This is a genomic window from Rhodoferax bucti (genome assembly GCF_005876985.1).
GTDB lineage: Bacteria > Pseudomonadota > Gammaproteobacteria > Burkholderiales > Burkholderiaceae_C > Allorhodoferax > Allorhodoferax bucti.
The window spans coordinates 76055-92214 of sequence record NZ_VAHD01000003.1 but is presented as its reverse complement, the minus strand read 5'-3'; the positions used below and the strand labels follow the sequence as shown (position 1 = coordinate 92214).

Below are 16160 nucleotides of genomic sequence, written 5' to 3'. Positions count from 1 at the left end.
ATGCCGGAAATCACCACTTTTATCCAGACCGTCAAATTGCCCGTGATGCCGGAAGCGGCCCACGCGCTGATCCGCACCCTCAATGACGAGGATGCCGATGTCGTGACGGTGCGGGACATCATCGCCAAAGACCCCGCCCTGACGACCACGCTGCTGCGCATGGCCAACAGCGCCTTGTTTGGTTTGTCGCGCTCGGTGACCACGCTGGACAACGCCGTGAGCGTGGTCGGCATGGCGCAAATCCGCGCGCGGGCGCTGGGCATTTGCATGGCGCAGGTGTTCAAGCTGCCCGACAGCGTGAACCGCCTGGAGTTCTGGCGCTACAGCATGGTGTGCGCGGGTTACGCCAAATTTTTGGCCGGCCAGTGCAAGGTCGACGAGCAGCAGGCCTGGCTCACCGCCATGATGCTGCGCCTGGGCGAGCTGGTGATTGCCCTGCACAGCCCCGATGTGATGCCCGCCATTGAAAGAGCCCCCTGCGCCCCCGGTGAGCGCTGGCAGCGCGAGCGGGACCAAATTGGCTACGACGAAGGCCAGATCACCGGCGAAGTGACCCGCCGATGGGATTTCCCAGAAGAAGTGGTGCAAGCCTTGGGCAACTGCGCCGACGCGCTGGCCGCAGTGAGCGAATCGCGCCTGTGCGCGGTGGTGCACCTGGCCGCCCTGTGGGCCGACCGCTGCAGCGACCTGGCCCAGGTGCAAGCTACCGTGCGGGCGTCGTCCCCCACCGTGCTCAACTACCTGGGGCTGGATGCCGAAGCTCTGGCCGCCAGCGTGCCGGACCCTGAAACCTTCAGCGACATTTCTTCACTCACCTGATTCGTTGCTGGCGTAGCCTGCGGTCAAAAGCAGCGCCATTCCCCGAACGCCGGCCCCTCTTGGGGCCAATTTTTTGCCTGTAGCACCTGCCGCTGCCCTTGGGACAGCAGCTGCACCGCACGCGCCACGCCGGCGTGACTGATCCACACCACATCGTAGCCAGGGCTATCGCGCAGGCGCTGCTGGTAATCGTCCCACGCAGCACCCACACGCGCCATGAACTGCTGCACCGACTCGCCGCCACCAAACCGGTGGTGGGCAAAATCGTCCGTCCAGGCCTGCATCAGCGCGTGGGGAATGGCGGCCCAGGCCTGCCCTTCGTGGGTGCCGAAATCCATCTCTATCAGGCGGGCGTCGGGCATGCAATTTGAAGCCAAATCGGGCCGTAGCGCACACAGCGCGTGCGCAAGCTGCTCACATCTTTGTAGCGGAGAGTAAAAAATTGTGCCCTGCGGTGGCAGCGCGGCGGCCAAGGCGGTGGCCGCGCGCGCGGTGTCTTGCGAGTCAGCGGGCATGTCCAGCCGGCCGTAGCACGTGCCCTCGGCCACCAGAGGGCGCGCATGGCGCACCACCCACAGGCTCACAAAGTAGCTCCCTGGAGTACACGCATCAAGGGGCCGCTCGCCAGGGCCAGCCCCAGGTAAAACGCGATTTCGCACACCTGCTGTGCCGCGCCCAGGCAATCGCCGGTAAAGCCCTGCAGCCGCCGCGCAAACCAGCGGTGCATCCAGCCCCAAGCGAGCACGCTGCACACCACGGCAACCAGCCACAGAGCTGCACAAGCCATCACCCCGGAGGGGCTATTCGCTATTAAAAGCATAGCTGCTTGCGCAGATATCACGAGCACTAGTGCCCCCAAACACCATAAAAGCGCGACCGCTAGCGCAGCCCCGCTGATCTGGCCCGCCAAGGGCTTGGACTTGGACTGGGCAGCCTCCCCCACATGCGGCAGCAGCCGGATGGTCAGCAGCGGCCAGGTGCGCGACACCACATGGGCGGCAAACGCGCCTGCCACCATCAAGCCTGTGCTGATCGAGCCCAGCAGGGCAAGAAGTGCCACTTTGCACAGCAGCGCCAGCATGACCGCAATGGCCCCGAAGGCGCCGACGCGCGAGTCCTTCATGATCTCCAAGGCGCGCTCGCGGTTCAGGCTGCCGCCCAGGCCGTCGGCCACATCGGCCAAACCGTCTTCATGGAAGGCGCCGGTCATCACCACGCTCCAGGCGGTGCCCAAAGCGGCCGCCACCAGGGGCGCGAACGGCCCTGGGGGTAACAGCACCAGCAAGCCCCACGTGAGGAACGCCACCGAGCCCCCCACCAGCCAGCCGACCCCGGGAAAGTGCGCCGCACTGGCGCGCAGCATGACCGGGCTGAAGCCCACCCAGTCCGCTAGCCGCCCAGTAACCGGCACGCGGCTGAAAAACTGCAGGGCCAGCAGGTAGTGGCGAATGAAACTGCGCATAGCGAGCGTACGCCGGGCTCAGCCCACCGCCACCGGAGCGTCTGCTTTTTCAGACACACCGGCAGACGCAAAGCTCGCCATATCCCGCAGGACGGTGCAGGCTGACTGCAGCAACGGCCAGGCCAGCGCCGCGCCCGAGCCTTCGCCCAAGCGCAAGCCAAGGTCCAGCAGCGCCTGCACGCCCAGGTGCTGCAGCATGAATTCATGGCCCCGCTCGCCCGAGCGGTGGGCAAACACACAGCGCTGCAACACATGCGGCTGCAAGGCATGCGCCACCACGATGGCGCTGGTGGCGATGAAGCCATCCACCACAATCACCCGCCGCTCCTGGGCCGCCTGCAACACCGCGCCCACCATGGTCGCGATCTCAAAGCCCCCAAAAGCCGCTAGCGCATCCAGCGGCGCGGTTGCCCCGGCATGCAAGGCCAGCACCTCGCGCAGCACCCCGGTTTTGCGCTGCACCGCAGGCGCGTCCAGGCCGGTGCCGGCGCCGGTGCACACCGCAATGTCCAGCCCGCCCAGGCGCGCCAGCAGCATGGACGCGGCAGATGTGTTGCCAATGCCCATTTCACCCAGCAAAAGCGCATTGCCGGGCAGCCCCTTCACCAGTGCCATGCCGTGCTGCAGCGCTTGGTCGCGCTGGGCAGAAGTCATCGCAGGCTGCGCAGACGAATCCGCAGTGCCCTGCTCGGCCCCCTGGGCCTTGCGCACCTGCAGACCGGGCCGCGTGGCGCCTACAGGCAAGCCCGCCAGAAAGTCGTGTTTTACGCCGCAGTCCACCACCGTCAAGGCGATGCCGTTTTGCTTGGAGAGCACGCTCACCGCCGCGCCACCGGCCAGAAAGTTCTCCACCATCTGCCAGGTCACGTCACTCGGAAAGGCCGAAATGCCGCGGGCCGTGAGCCCATGGTCCCCGGCGAACACCACCATTTGCGGCTGCTCCAACACTGGTGTGGTGGTGCCCAAAATCTGCCCGATCTTCAGCGCCACATCTTCCAGGCGCCCGAGCGAGCCCAGCGGCTTGGTTTTGTTGTTGAGCGTGTCTTGCAAGGCTTGCGTCAATGCCGGATCGGCAATATCGGCTAAGGCAGTCCGCCCGAGAGCGAGGCCCCAAGCGGCTGCAATGTCATTTTGAATTTCGGAAGTTTGGGCGTGCGAGCCCGATGCGGCGTGCGCCGGCGATGTATTCATGGCATTCCCCTGTGCTGAATCAATGGAACGCAGCCCGGCCTTGCTGCGCTAAAAAAACATCAGGCCGGTCTTCTGGCTCGGAATCACCTGACCCGGCGCGCCTTCCCGGCCTTGGCGGCCAGTGGCATAGAGCGCGGGTCATCATCCTTACAGCGTTGGGCACGCGACGGATTCACACCGTCTTCCCGATTCTCCCCAAGCCGTAGCAAGGGGCACCTGAAGCGCCGCATCATAGCAGCGCCCACAAGCCCCACCGGGCATGCCAGCACACCGGTACAGAACCGGCTCAGCGCTTCAAAAAGCCATCCAACACCCCGGGCGCAAAGTGCTGGCCCAGGTAATCGGCCAAGCCGTCAAACACACTGTCCAAGGTAGGCACACGGCCCTGCAAACGTGCGCCAAACAAGGCCTGCAACACCGCCGCGTCCTCCAACATGCCGTGCAAATACACCCCCATGACATTGCCCGCCGCGTTGCACCAGCCCAAGTCATCGGGCAACACCGCCTGCGCCAAGTTGCCCGCCGCCGCCATAGCCGCATGCTGCGCCGTTTGCCCATGGTGAATCTCGTAGCCGGAGACAGTTACGCCAGCGAGCGCGGCCCAAGGAGAAGAGGGCTGCAAGGCATCGTCAGAACTACCCACCAAGCGTGGGGAGGCGAAGTCGGGGGGCGATTTCTGCGCGTTTGGCAGTATGAGCCCCCCGGCTTTGCCTCCCCGCGCGGGCGAGCAAAACGCCTCGGTAAAAGCGGTGGATGTGTGCCGAACCGTCTTGTCCTGCGCAAACACCGTCACCAGCGGCAACAACCCCAGCCCCGGTGCATTGCCATCAATCCCATGCGGATCAATCAAGGCCTCGCCCAGCATCTGCAACCCGCCACACACCCCCAACACCGCCCCACCCTGCCCTGCATGCCGCGCCACCGCCGCATCCAGCCCTTGGGTGCGTAGCCACGCCAAATCCCCACTGGTGTGCTTGGAGCCCGGCAAGATGATCCAGTCCGAAGCCTTCAGCCCCGCCAATTCGGAGGGGCTGCGCACCCACTGCAGCTTGAGACCGGGAATGTTCTTGAGCGGCTGAAACTCATCCAAGTTGCTCATACGCGGGTAGGCAATCACCGCTACCGTCAGGTCCACCGAACCGCGCGCCACGCTGCGGTCGTCAAACACGCCGTCTTCCTCGGGCAGCCCGTGCTGCCACCACATGGGCAACACCGCTACCGTGGGCACGCCGGTCAGCTCCTGCAAGCGCTCCGGCGCGGGGGACAGCAGAGAAGCATCCCCCCGGAACTTGTTGAGCACAAAGCCTTTGATCAGGCGGCGCTCATCCTCCGGCAGCAAGGCCCAGGTGCCATAGAGGTGGGCAAAGGCGCCACCCTTGTCGATGTCGCTCACCAGCAGGCAGGCGGCGTCGGCGTGCTTGGCCACGCGCATATTGACCACGTCGCTGCTGGAGAGGTTGATTTCGGCGGGCGAGCCGGCGCCTTCAATCACCACCACATCGTTTTCCGAACGCAGCTCGTCCAAGGCGGCGGCAATCTGCGGCCACACCTTCAGGCTGCGGCCGCGCCAGGGCAAGGCGCTCAGCTCGGGGCTCACCTGCCCCATCAGCACCACTTGGCTGTGGGTGTCGCGCTCGGGCTTGAGCAGCAGAGGGTTCATGCGCACTTCCGGCACGGTGCGGGCCGCCAGTGCCTGAAAGTACTGCGCGCTGCCGATTTCCCCTTGCCCGCTGGCCGAGGACACGACGCGGGCGTTGTTGCTCATGTTTTGCGCCTTGAAAGGCACCACTTTGAGCCCTTGCCGTGCGTAGTAACGGCACAGCGCCGTGGTGACCCAGCTTTTGCCGGCGCCACTGGTGGTGCCCAGCACCATGATGCATTTGGCGGTCATGGCAGTGCCCTCACCCACGCCAGCACCTGCGGCGCCGCGACTTCCGGTGTGCCCAGGTGGTCGGCCTCCACCACAAGGTATTGGCTGGCAGGGTGCGCGGGGGCTTTCTCGAATGCGTAAGACGGACCGGCCGGGTACAAGGGGTCCTTGGTACCGATCACCCACAAGAAGGGCACGGCTTTCTTGAACATGGACGCGCTCTGGGGCATGTGCCCCAGGCCTTCGGGGTCGAAGTAACTCAGCAGCACATCGGCCCGCATGCGCACGGGGCGCGATTTGCCTTGGTTGAAGTCTTCCATGTCCAGCATGTCGGTGCCTTTGCCCTCGGCCACCATCTGGCGCGCCTGGTCCACCGCCGCTTTGCCGATACCCTTGCCGTAGGTGAACGCGGGCGAGTGCCCAGGCGCCAGGGCAATCACGCCATCCGCATCCGCATGGGTTGCCATGTAGGCCAAGGCCGCATTCGCGCCAAAGCTGTGCCCTGCCAGCAGCACGCGGGCGTAGCCCTTGTCGTGCAGCGCCTTCACGTGGGCAGCGATCTCGGCAATCGCCACCGGGTAGGGCTGGTCGTAATTGCGGCGGCGGGACCAGGGCATTTCGATGCTCTGCGTGTCACACGCAGGCTCCATCTGCCGGTCGAATGCCGCAAGGTTGTTGGGATGGCCCCATTTGCCGTGCATCAGCAGCATGGCGCAGGGCTTGGGCTGGGCCCAGGCGGGTGCAAGGCAGCCGACCAAAAGGCTGGCGAGGCCCGCCACAAGCCAGCGCCGCTGTAAATGGATTTTCATGGTGCGTTTCTCCGTGATGGGGGCTCAGCCGGCCGGCGCGGTGGTCCGGTTGCAGGCCGGCAAGCCGTCGGGCGCGAAACTGCGCAGTTGCGCCCATTGTTCATCTTCCAGCTGCTGCCATGCCGGCAAAGCGGCTTCGGGGTGGGTAAATTCAACCGCAATGCCCTCCCGCTTGAAGGCATGGTGGCAGGAACCACTGGCGGCATGGCACTGCATCCACGCAGTGACCTCGCCGGCAGCGTCCCGCAGAATCCATTGCACATGGGGCACGGCGCGGCGCGAGGTCACGATCTCTTGCTGTTCCAGGCCATACGCCTGGTGCAAGGTGCGTACCTGGTCGCCCGGGCTGGGTGCGAGATACCACGGGTGAATCGGCCCGCGACCACACGGCCGCACATGCACCCGCGCCAACGCCGCCCGGGACGGACTCAAGCCATTGGCAGAAGCAGGCAGGTACTGAAAGGCCGGCATGGCGCAGTCAGTGGTTGGAAGATGCGCCCTAGGAATGCTCCAGGCCACGCCTGCCATCCAAAAGCGCATGGGGTCGCCCCCCACAGGAGCTGGCGCCCACCAGGGCAATGCACTTGCACGATTTGGCACCAGCGGACAGGTCAACACACCCGGCAACGGGTCTTGTTGCCATGCAGATTGCCGGTAGGACCAATAGCGCCACACAGGCTGCTCCACCGTACCTGCCACCATGCGGGCATGCCGGTCGCCGCCCCGGCTTGCCCGGGCAGCAAAACCTGATAAATCCAGCCGACTCAACACCGGTTGCATGCCATGCGGACTGCCGGACAACAAGCAATAAGGCTGCCCCTGTGCCGCCTGCTGTGCTGCATCTGCCTTGGAATACGACGAGGCGAGGGACCACGCAATGGCACCCACGATCGCCACCAGACCCGCCATGCGGAACACGGTGCGCGCCTGCACGCGGTAGGGCACCGCGGACAGCGGCCACACCGCAGGCCACACCTTGGGGATAGCGAACCACCACCCCACACCCGCCACTACGGCGCCCAAATGCAATGCCAGGGCGCCGGGCCACCACACATCCACCACTTGCAGCGTGGCAACCAACAGCGCCGCAGCCACGACCGGGCCGCCCAAGGCTACGTAATACAGATGCACCGCATGCAGATCGGCTACGGGTTCCGGCGTTTTGCGGAAAATAGCAGTCAGCGCCCAGCGCACAGCCCCCACGGCCAGCACGGCGGAGAGCATCAGCATCAAAAAGCCCATGCCCAGCATATCGCCCGCCCGCGCGTTCACCCGGCTGAAGTCCAGCCAGCACAAAGCGAACCCCAGCAGCAGGGTCGCAAACCACGGCCCCAGCCAGCGCCGGGGTATCAGCGCGGTGAGCACCAGCGGCAAAAGGAGCAGCAACAAGACCATAAGCGGGCAGCGCCCTGTCAGGCCGCGAGGGCGGCCATCAGTGCATCTACCGCGCCCGGCGGCAACACGCCAAGCCGGGCCCAGCCGGGTAGGCCAAACGATGTCGTGTCACGCAGCTTGATGCCGCGAGCGCGCAAGGTGGCCAACAAGCTCTGCAAGTCATGGTGCTTGGGCGGGCGGGCACAGAAAAAGTTGGCATGGCCGGGCATCACCGTCCAGCCAGCCTGCTCCAAAGCTTTGATTTGGTACACCTTCCACGCGCGCAAGGTGTCCAGGCTTTGCGTTACCCAGCCCTGTGTCTCGGGCGCAGCCCAGCTGTGCAGCATCGCCACACCATGCGCGCCCAGCACCCACGAGGGCGCCATGGCGTCCAGCGCAGTGGCAGCCGCCTGCGCATGCAGCGGTGCAATCGCATAGGCCGCGCGCACGCCGGTCAGGCCCAGGGCCTTGTTGGGGGAAAACAGTTGCCACACGGCATCGCGCTGCGGTGCGGTCAGTGCCGGCTCACCGCTGAGGCGCAGAGGGGCATAGGCCCCGTCCAGCACCACGGTGCTGCGCTCCAGCGCCCGGAGCCAGCCGGTGTGGTTCTGGCCGGTGGGGCTCGCGGGGTCGCAGGCCCAGACCAGGTCTGCAGCGTCCACGTCGCCCATCTGCACCAAACCCCACGCCTGTGCCGCATGGGCGTAGTCGCCATAAGCGTGCTGCGGCAGATGCACCCGGCTCCCGCCGGCTTGGCGCACCCAGGCACTGATGCGGAAGATGAATTCGCTGGCACTGCCCGCCAGCACCACCCGCCAGGGCTCCACCGCGTGGTGCGCAGCCAGGGGGACTTTCAGTGCGGTGTACTGCGGGTCCGGGTAGCGGGTTGCGTCGGCAGCCTGCACGGCAGCCAAGGCCATGGGGCACGGCCCGCAGGCGTTGCTGTTGGTGGAAAAGTCAAAGCGCGCCGCCCCCGCCGCATCGGGACCGCCGTGGATTCGGGTAACGGCGTTCACTTTTCAAACTCCGATTGCTATCAAAAGAAGAGCTAGCAGCGCACATTTCACGAGCGCTAGCACCGCTTTTGATGCATAGAGCTGCGCCGCTTCTGTGTCCGCTGCCTGCGCCTCGCGGCCATGGGGGTTCAGCACATACACCGCCGGTTTGCGCAGGCCCACGCCCAGCACCAGCGCCATGGCGGCCATGGGCCAGCCGCTGTTGGGGGACGGGGTTTTGCGGGCTTCAGCGCGCAGCTGGCTGCGCAGCGCCCAGCCGCGCCGGCCGGCTGCCAGCAAAAGCAGCACGGCAGTGATGCGGGCGGGCACCCAGCTCAGTAGGTCGTCGGCACGCGCCGCCCATTTACCGGCCCAGGCCCAGTTGCGGCCTTTGTAGATGCCGGGGTAGCCCCACATGGCGTCGGCCGTATTGGCAAAGCGGTAGAGCACCGCGCCCGGCAAGCCCAGCAGCAAAAACCAGAAGATGGGCGCCACCACCGAGTCATTGAGGTTCTCGGCCAGCGTCTCGATGGCGCTTTCACGCACCTGCACGGCAGTGAGCTGCGTCACATCCCGGCTTACCAGCCAGCGCAGGCGCTCCCGCCCGGCGTCCAGCGACACGGCCAGCGCGGCCTCCACCGCACGCACTTCGCTTTGCAACATGGCCATGGCCAGCATGGGCTTGAGCAGCAGGCCCATAACCCCACCTGCAGCCCACCAGGGCAGCTCCAGCGCAGCGCCTTGCAGCAGCAATGCCGCTATCAAAAACAGAGCAACTCCCGCACACCACATAAGCGCTGCAAGCCCAAAAGCCTGGTAATCGGGCACTTCAGGGTCTTGCGCAGCGCGCTGCTGCACCCGGTCGCCCGCCCGGCCAAGGAAGTTGCCCATCCACACCACCGGGTGCAGGCGCACCGGTGGCTCGCCCCAGCGGCGGTCCACCCACAGGGCGACGAGCACAGCCACGCCCACGGCGCCGGCCCAATGCTGGGGGGTGAAATCGGTGGTCATACGGGGTGGGAGTCTGTCATGGGCGCGCCATCATACGTGTGTCAGGCCGTATCAAGGTTGGTCGGGCACAGTGGCGTTTTTACAGAGGGGATGGTGAGATACTTGAGAGTTACCGACGCGCATCCCCCCGTGCAAAGCCATCTTTCCCCCTCCACTGCCAGCGAGCCCCGCATTCAGGGCTGGTGCCCCGGCGCGCTGCGGCCCATGCCGTCCGGCGACGGGCTGGTGGTGCGGGTCCGCCCGACCTTGGGGCGCCTCACGCCTTTGCAGGCGCAAGGGCTGGCGGGCTTGGCCCAGCAATACGCGTCGCCCGTGCTGGAACTCACCAGCCGGGCCAATTTGCAGCTGCGTGGCGTCTGCCCCGACAGCTACCCCGCTTTGATCAACGGCCTGCGCGCATTGGGTCTGCTCGACGAGCGCGCCGATGTGGAAGCCCGCCGCAACCTCTTGCTCAGCCCTTTTTGGACCGAATCCGACAGCACGCCGGCCATCTGCGATGCGCTGAATCGCGCCCTGGGCGCCCCAGACGCGCCCGCCCTGCCCGGCAAATTCGGCTTCGCCATCGACTTGGGCGCACAGCCGGTGCTGCGAGAAGGCTCGGCCGACATCCGCCTGGAGCGCTTGGGCGATCAGGTGCTGGTCTATGCCGATGGCGCAACCACCGGCGCCTGCGTGCCTGAGGCACAAGCTGCCCACATCGCCATAGAGCTGGCGCACTGGTTTGTGGCCTCCGGCGGCGTGATCAATGGCCGTGGCCGCATGGCCAGTCTGATTCAGCGGCACGCCTTGCCCGCACCATTCACCACCACGCCGGTACCCGAGGTCCCTGCACACACCGCCACTGTGGGCAACTCTGCCACCGGCATGGTGATCGGCCTGGAATTCGGCCAGTTACCCGCCGACACCTTGCACCAGCTGGCGGCCTTGGCCCCGCTACGCATCACGCCCTGGCGCGGTCTGGTGCTCGAAGGCTTGCACACTGCGCCCGAATTGTCCGAGCTAATCACCCACCCCGGCGATGCGCGCCTGCGCGTCATGGCCTGCACCGGCGCCCCAGGCTGCACCCAGGCGCTGGGCCCCACCCGCGCACTGGCCCGTTTTCTTGCCCCCTTGTTGCCCGCCGGCCGCACAGCCCATGTATCGGGCTGCACCAAAGGTTGCGCTCACCACGGCGCCACCCTGACCCTGTTGGCTAGTGAAGCGGGCTACCACCTGATTGACCACGGCACTGCCCAGAGCACGCCCGACGCCACCAGCCTCGACGCAGCAGGCATTGCCGCCTACCTAGAACAACAACAATTGCATGCGCCATACGTATGAAACCGATGGCGACGCCATCTACCGACAGTCTTTTGCCATCATCCGCTCAGAGGCGGATCTGGCCCGCTTCAACCCCATCGAGGAAATGGCGGTGGTTCGCATGATCCACGCCGCCGGCATGGTCGGGCTGGAAACCCATGTGCGCTTTTCCGAGGGCATGGCCGAGGCCGCCCGCACGGCGCTGGAAGCCGGTGCCCCCATTTTGTGCGACGTGCGCATGGTGAGCGAAGGCATTACCCGCACCCGCCTGCCGGCCGACAACCAGGTGATCTCAACCCTGCAAGACCCGTCGGTGCGCGAACTCGCCCAATCCATGGGCACTACCCGCAGCGCCTCTGCGCTGGAGCTGTGGCGCCCGCACCTAGCCGGTGCCGTGGTGGCCATTGGCAATGCGCCGACCGCACTTTTTCATTTGCTCAATATGTTGCAAGACCCCGCCTGCCCGCGCCCTGCCGCCATCATCGGCTGCCCCGTGGGCTTTGTGGGTGCGGCTGAATCCAAAGTCGCCCTCATGGCTGACCTGCCCGCCCCCAGCATGGTGGTGCACGGGCGCCTGGGCGGCAGCGCCATCACCGTGGCGGCAGTGAACGCACTCGCCAGCCGGAGGGAAATCTGATGGGACGCATCCTCTGCGCGGGCCTGGGGCCCGGTGACCCGGATTTGATGAGCGTGCGCTCCGACCGCGCCATACGCGCGGCCACCCAAGTGGCCTACTTCCGCAAAAAAGGCCGCCCCGGCCAGGCGCGCCGCATCGTGGAAGGCATGTTGCTACCCGGCGCCACCGAGTACCCGATGGAATACCCGGTGACCACCGAGCTGCCCTTTGACAGCCCCGAATACATCCACTGCCTCGCCACGTTTTACGACGACTGGGCCGACCGCCTGGCCACACTCGCCCAAACGGAAGACGTGCTGGTGCTCTGCGAAGGCGACCCATTCTTCTACGGCTCCTTCATGCACCTCTACACCCGGCTGCAAGGCCGCGTCACGGTGGAGGTGATCCCCGGCATCCCCGGCATGGTGGGCTGCTGGTCCGCTACCGGCGTGCCCATCACCTGGGGCGACGATGTGATGACCGTGCTCATGGGCACCCTGCCCGAAGACGAGCTGGTGCGCCACATGCAAACCGCCGACGCACTCGTCGTCATGAAAACCGGCCGCAACCTGCCCCGCGTGCGCAGCGCACTCGCAAAAGCCGGCCGCTTGGAGCAGGCCTGGCTGGTGGAGCGCGGCACCATGCCCGGTGAGCGCGTCATGAAACTGGCCGACGTGGACGGCACCGACTGCCCCTACTTCGCCATCGTGCTGGTGCACGGCAGCGGCCGCCGCCCCGAGGTGCAGGAATGACTGCGCCCCAGACCGCAGGCACGCTGTGCATCGCCGGCCTGGGCCCGGGCGACGCGCAGCTGGTCACGCCCGAAGTGACCGCCGCCATCGAGGCTGCCACCGACATCGTGGGTTACATCCCCTACGTGGCGCGCATTGCGCCGCGCCCCGGCCTGACGCTGCACGCCTCCGACAACCGCGTCGAGATGGACCGCGCCCGCGCTGCCTTGCAGATGGCGGCCGAGGGCAAGCAAGTGGTGATCGTGTCGTCCGGCGACCCCGGCGTGTTTGCCATGGCCGCTGCCGTGTTTGAAGCGCTGGAAGGCCGGCCCGACTGGCAGGCGCTGGACATTCGCGTGCTGCCCGGCATCACCGCCATGCTGGCGGCGGCAGCCAAAGCCGGTGCGCCCCTGGGCCACGACTTTTGCGCCATCAACCTGAGCGACAACCTCAAACCTGCCGAGCTGATTGAAGCCCGGGTACGCGCCGCCGCCGGGGCCGACTTTGCGATGGCGTTTTACAACCCCCGCTCCGCCAGCCGTCCGCACACCTTCGGCCGCGTGCTGCAGGTGCTGCTGGAAGCCTGCGGCCCGGACCGCCTGATCACCTTTGCCCGCGCCGTGAGCACCCCGGAAGAAAAGCTGCTCACCGTGCGCCTGGGTGACGCCACCCCTGAGATGGCGGACATGCGCACGGTGGTCATCGTGGGCAACAGCGCCACCCGCCACGTGGGCCGCTTCGTCTACACCCCGCGCTCGGCGCTATGAAAGATTCAATGGCCTGCCACGCCCAGCCAACGCAGCACCTCGGGCACGCTGCCCACGGTGCGGCGGCTGGGGATGTGCGGCCGGTCTATCAGAATGACGGGCAGCCCCAACTCACGGGCGGCCACCAGCTTAGCCTCAGCCCCCGTGCCGCCCGAGTTTTTGGAAACGATATGCGTGATTCCATGCGCCTGCAGCAAGGCACGGTCGCCCTGCAATGTGAAGGGGCCGCGGTCCAGCACCACATGGCCTCGCGCTGCGGGCAGCTCCAGCACCGGGTCCACCAAGCGCAACAGGTACCAGTGCTGACCGCAGGCCAAAAACGGCGCGAGGTTCTGCTTGCCGATGGCCAAAAACACACGGGCTGGCTGGCTGGGCAAGGCTTGCACGGCGGCTGCCATGTCCGCCACATGCGTCCACACATCACCACGCTGCGCCTGCCAGGCGGGCCGCTCCAGCGCCAGCAGGGGCACGCCTGCGGCTGCACAGGCCTGCGCCGCGTTGCTGCTCATCTGCGCGGCGAAGGGGTGGGTGGCGTCCGCCACATGGGTGATGCGCTCAGCCTGCAGATAGGCCTGCAAACCCGCCACCCTGCCAAAGCCGCCCACACGCGTGGGCAGCGGCTGGGCGATGGGCGCATCGGTACGGCCTGCGTAAGAAAACACTGCATCCACCCCGGCCTGCGCCAAGGCCTGCGCCAGGCGGCTGGCCTCGGTGGTGCCGCCCAGCAACAACACTCGCAAGGAGCCGTGCGCCATGTCTGAACCGTGGTTATCTAACCCTTGGCTAACGGTCATTGGTATCGGTGAAGAGGGTTTGCATGGTCTGGGCGATGGTAGCCGCTCGGCACTGGCCCGCGCGCAGCATGTATTCGGCGGGCCACGCCACTTGGCGCTGGCAGACGTGGGCAGCCGGGGCATTGAATGGCCCGTGCCTTTTGACGTGGCGCCTGTGCTGGCCCTGCGCGGTCAGCCGGTCGTGGTGCTGGCCTCGGGCGACCCATTTTGGTTCGGGGCGGGTGGCAGCTTGGCGGCGCATTTACAGCCCGGCGAATGGGTGGCCCACCCCGCGCCGTCCACCTTTGCACTGGCAGCCTCACGCCTGGCCTGGCGGCTGGAGACGGTGCACTGCTTCGGCCTGCACGCCGCGCCGTTTGAGCGCACTCGAAGCAGCCTGCACCCCGGCGCGCAGTTGCTCTGCCTGCTGCGTGATACGGCAGCCGTTAGCGAATTTTCCCAGTGGCTTACCGCTCAAGGCTGCGGCGCTTCCAACGTGTGGGTGCTGGAGGCATTGGGCGGCCCGCGTGAACGTATCCGCCAGACCACAGCAACTGCACTCGACTTTGTAGACATCCAAAACCCGGTCGCGGTAGCCGTGCAAGTGGCAAGCACCGACACCACTTTCAAAGGCTTGTCCCGCAGCACCGGCCTGCCGGACGCGGGCTTCGCCAGCGACGGCCAAATCACCAAATCGCCCATACGCGCCTTAACGCTGGCCGCACTCGCGCCCCGCCCTGGCGAACACCTGTGGGACCTGGGCGCAGGCTCGGGTTCGGTGTCGGTGGAGTGGTGTTTGGCAGGCGGCAGCTCCAGCGCGGTGGAGCAGCACGCCGAGCGCGTGAGCAATATCCGCAGCAATGCGGCCCATTTCGGCATCGACCACCGCCTGACCGTACACCACGGCCACACGTCGGATTTGCTAGCCAGCCTGCCCCCACCCCACGCCATTTTTGTAGGTGGCGGGTTTGACCTAGCGCTGTTTGCCCGGCTTCAAGCCGCCGCACCACAGGACACGCGCTTGGTGGTGAACGCAGTCACGCTGGAGACCGAATCGGCCCTGCTGCAACTGCACGCCCAGCACGGCGGCGAGCTGCTGCGCATCGAGTTGGCGCAGGCTGCGCCCCTGGGCCGTATGCGTGGCTGGCAGCCCAGCCGCCCGGTGATGCAGTGGAGCGTGACGCTGTGAACTGCGCTCGCTTGGCGGCCCGCCACTTACATTGCTTGCCCGCATGACGCTGGTGGCGGGCTTGGGCTTTAGAGCCGGGGGCGATGCGGCCTCGCTGCGCAATGCCTTGCAGGCCGCTCTGGATGCCGCGTCCACAGCGCACGGTCAGCCCATCACACTCGCCAACTTAAGCGCGTTTGCCACCGCCGCCGACAAAGCCCACCACCCCGCCCTGCTGCAACTGGCCGCCGAGCTACAACTCCCCATCCACTTCATCCCCCTGCCCGCGCTGGCCGACCAACCCTCTGCTGCCCCCAGCGCCCATGTGCCTGAACGCTACGGTGCGCACAGCGTGGCCGAGGCGGCTGCACTCGCAGCGGCAGGCCCCAGCGCAACGCTCTTGGGCCGCCGCAGCATCAGCCCCGACCGCATGGCCACTGCGGCACTGGCTTTCACTGAAAATACCTCCCCATGACTGTTCACTTCATTGGCGCCGGCCCCGGCGCACCCGACCTTTTGACCCTGCGCGGGCGCGACCTGATTGCTGCCAGCCCTGTCTGCCTGTATGCCGGCTCGCTAGTGCCCGAGGGCGTGTTGGCCCACTGCCCACCCGGTGCGCGCATCGTCAACACCGCGCCCCTATCGCTGGAGCAAATCTTGGAGGAAATCAGCTCCGCGCACGCTGCCGGGCACGACGTGGCCCGCCTGCATTCGGGCGACTTGTCGGTGTGGTCAGCCATGGGCGAGCAGCTGCGCGGCTTGCGCGCGCTGGGCATCCCCTACACCGTGACGCCGGGCGTGCCCTCGTTTGCTGCCGCCGCCGCCACTCTGGAAGCTGAGCTGACGCTGCCGGGCCTGAGCCAATCGGTAGTGCTCACCCGCACCTCGGGCCGCGCATCGGCCATGCCCGACACCGAGTCGCTGGCCAACTTTGCGGCCACGCAGGCGGTGCTGGCGATTCACCTGTCCATCCATGTGCTGCCGCGCGTGGTGGCCGAGCTGTCGCCCCACTACGGCGCAGACTGCCCAGTGGCCGTGGTCTGGCGCGCCAGCTGGCCGGACGAACGCGTGGTGCGGGCCACGCTGGCCACCATCGAAGCAGCTATCGGCGAAGGCATGGAGCGGACGGCGCTGATTCTGGTGGGCCACACGCTCGGCCAAAACTTGGGCGAAGCAGACTTTGCCCACAGCCGCCTCTACGCCGGCGACTACGACCGCCGCTACCGACCGCTGGGCACCGCGCCCCGCTTCCCGACAGGCACAGAATGAATGCCG

At 66.6% G+C, this 16160-nt stretch carries 17 protein-coding genes and 1 riboswitch; of the genes, 8 read left to right on the top strand and 9 right to left on the bottom strand.

The annotated features are described in order from the left end of the window. Window positions 1-819 (top strand): HDOD domain-containing protein, encoded by an 819-nt coding sequence (locus FDM28_RS11495; RefSeq protein WP_138515328.1) that lies wholly within the window; start codon window positions 1-3, stop codon window positions 817-819. A gap of 23 nt (window positions 820-842) precedes the next feature. On the opposite strand, the gene FDM28_RS11490 is transcribed toward FDM28_RS11495, so the two are convergent. The 8 genes from FDM28_RS11490 to cbiB all read right to left on the bottom strand — a co-directional run bounded on the left by FDM28_RS11490 (window position 843) and on the right by cbiB (window position 9531). Continuing rightward, on the bottom strand, window positions 843-1403 hold the full coding sequence (locus tag FDM28_RS11490; RefSeq protein ID WP_138515327.1) for a histidine phosphatase family protein: 561 nt from the start codon (window positions 1401-1403) through the stop codon (window positions 843-845). Then, window positions 1400-2281: an adenosylcobinamide-GDP ribazoletransferase gene (locus tag FDM28_RS11485; protein WP_138515326.1), complete on the bottom strand. Its 882-nt coding sequence runs from the start codon at window positions 2279-2281 to the stop codon at window positions 1400-1402. Before FDM28_RS11485 ends, FDM28_RS11490 begins: the two co-directional genes overlap by 4 nt. 18 nt (window positions 2282-2299) lie before the next feature. Further along, a complete protein-coding gene (gene cobT / locus FDM28_RS11480; RefSeq protein WP_138515325.1) occupies window positions 2300-3472 on the bottom strand; it encodes a nicotinate-nucleotide--dimethylbenzimidazole phosphoribosyltransferase in 1173 nt (390 codons plus the stop codon). Between the two features lie 45 nt (window positions 3473-3517). After that, window positions 3518-3707: riboswitch (cobalamin riboswitch) on the bottom strand. Between the two features lie 51 nt (window positions 3708-3758). After that, on the bottom strand, window positions 3759-5363 hold the full coding sequence (locus tag FDM28_RS11475; RefSeq protein WP_138515324.1) for a cobyric acid synthase: 1605 nt from the start codon (window positions 5361-5363) through the stop codon (window positions 3759-3761). Continuing rightward, window positions 5360-6151, bottom strand: a complete 792-nt coding sequence (locus FDM28_RS11470; protein WP_240791990.1) for an alpha/beta fold hydrolase — start codon at window positions 6149-6151, stop codon at window positions 5360-5362. The genes FDM28_RS11475 and FDM28_RS11470 overlap by 4 nt, the downstream gene beginning before the upstream one ends. 24 nt (window positions 6152-6175) lie before the next feature. Next, the gene (locus FDM28_RS11465) at window positions 6176-7546 is read right to left on the bottom strand and encodes a YihY/virulence factor BrkB family protein (RefSeq protein ID WP_138515323.1); all 1371 of its coding nucleotides are present in this window, start codon (window positions 7544-7546) and stop codon (window positions 6176-6178) included. Window positions 7547-7563: 17 nt separating this feature from the next. Continuing rightward, a complete protein-coding gene (locus FDM28_RS11460; RefSeq protein WP_138515322.1) occupies window positions 7564-8541 on the bottom strand; it encodes an aminotransferase class I/II-fold pyridoxal phosphate-dependent enzyme in 978 nt (325 codons plus the stop codon). Window positions 8542-8544: 3 nt separating this feature from the next. Further along, window positions 8545-9531, bottom strand: a complete 987-nt coding sequence (gene cbiB, locus FDM28_RS11455; protein ID WP_138515321.1) for an adenosylcobinamide-phosphate synthase CbiB — start codon at window positions 9529-9531, stop codon at window positions 8545-8547. Between the two features lie 129 nt (window positions 9532-9660). Between cbiB and cobG the strand changes: the two genes are divergently transcribed. The 4 genes from cobG to cobJ are packed head-to-tail and all read left to right on the top strand — an operon-like array spanning window position 9661 to window position 12944. After that, on the top strand, window positions 9661-10851 hold the full coding sequence (cobG, locus tag FDM28_RS11450) for a precorrin-3B synthase (RefSeq protein WP_170211727.1): 1191 nt from the start codon (window positions 9661-9663) through the stop codon (window positions 10849-10851). After that, a complete protein-coding gene (locus tag FDM28_RS11445; RefSeq protein WP_138515319.1) occupies window positions 10835-11467 on the top strand; it encodes a precorrin-8X methylmutase in 633 nt (210 codons plus the stop codon). The genes cobG and FDM28_RS11445 overlap by 17 nt, the downstream gene beginning before the upstream one ends. After that, window positions 11467-12198: a precorrin-2 C(20)-methyltransferase gene (locus tag FDM28_RS11440; protein WP_138515318.1), complete on the top strand. Its 732-nt coding sequence runs from the start codon at window positions 11467-11469 to the stop codon at window positions 12196-12198. The genes FDM28_RS11445 and FDM28_RS11440 overlap by 1 nt, the downstream gene beginning before the upstream one ends. Beyond that, window positions 12195-12944, top strand: a complete 750-nt coding sequence (gene cobJ / locus FDM28_RS11435) for a precorrin-3B C(17)-methyltransferase (protein ID WP_138515317.1) — start codon at window positions 12195-12197, stop codon at window positions 12942-12944. The genes FDM28_RS11440 and cobJ overlap by 4 nt, the downstream gene beginning before the upstream one ends. 5 nt (window positions 12945-12949) lie before the next feature. On the opposite strand, the gene FDM28_RS11430 is transcribed toward cobJ, so the two are convergent. Further along, a complete protein-coding gene (locus FDM28_RS11430) occupies window positions 12950-13699 on the bottom strand; it encodes a cobalt-precorrin-6A reductase (protein WP_138515316.1) in 750 nt (249 codons plus the stop codon). Here FDM28_RS11430 and cbiE point away from each other — a divergent pair. The 3 genes from cbiE to cobM are packed head-to-tail and all read left to right on the top strand — an operon-like array spanning window position 13698 to window position 16154. After that, the gene (gene cbiE / locus FDM28_RS11425) at window positions 13698-14906 is read left to right on the top strand and encodes a precorrin-6y C5,15-methyltransferase (decarboxylating) subunit CbiE (RefSeq protein ID WP_138515315.1); all 1209 of its coding nucleotides are present in this window, start codon (window positions 13698-13700) and stop codon (window positions 14904-14906) included. The genes FDM28_RS11430 and cbiE overlap by 2 nt on opposite strands. 43 nt (window positions 14907-14949) lie before the next feature. Beyond that, complete coding sequence (locus FDM28_RS11420; protein WP_138515314.1) at window positions 14950-15360, top strand: cobalamin biosynthesis protein; 411 nt, start codon at window positions 14950-14952, stop codon at window positions 15358-15360. Then, window positions 15357-16154 carry a precorrin-4 C(11)-methyltransferase gene (cobM, locus tag FDM28_RS11415; protein ID WP_138515313.1) on the top strand — a complete coding sequence of 266 codons (798 nt, stop codon included), beginning with the start codon at window positions 15357-15359 and terminating at the stop codon, window positions 16152-16154. Before FDM28_RS11420 ends, cobM begins: the two co-directional genes overlap by 4 nt. Window positions 16155-16160 lie beyond the last annotated feature (6 nt).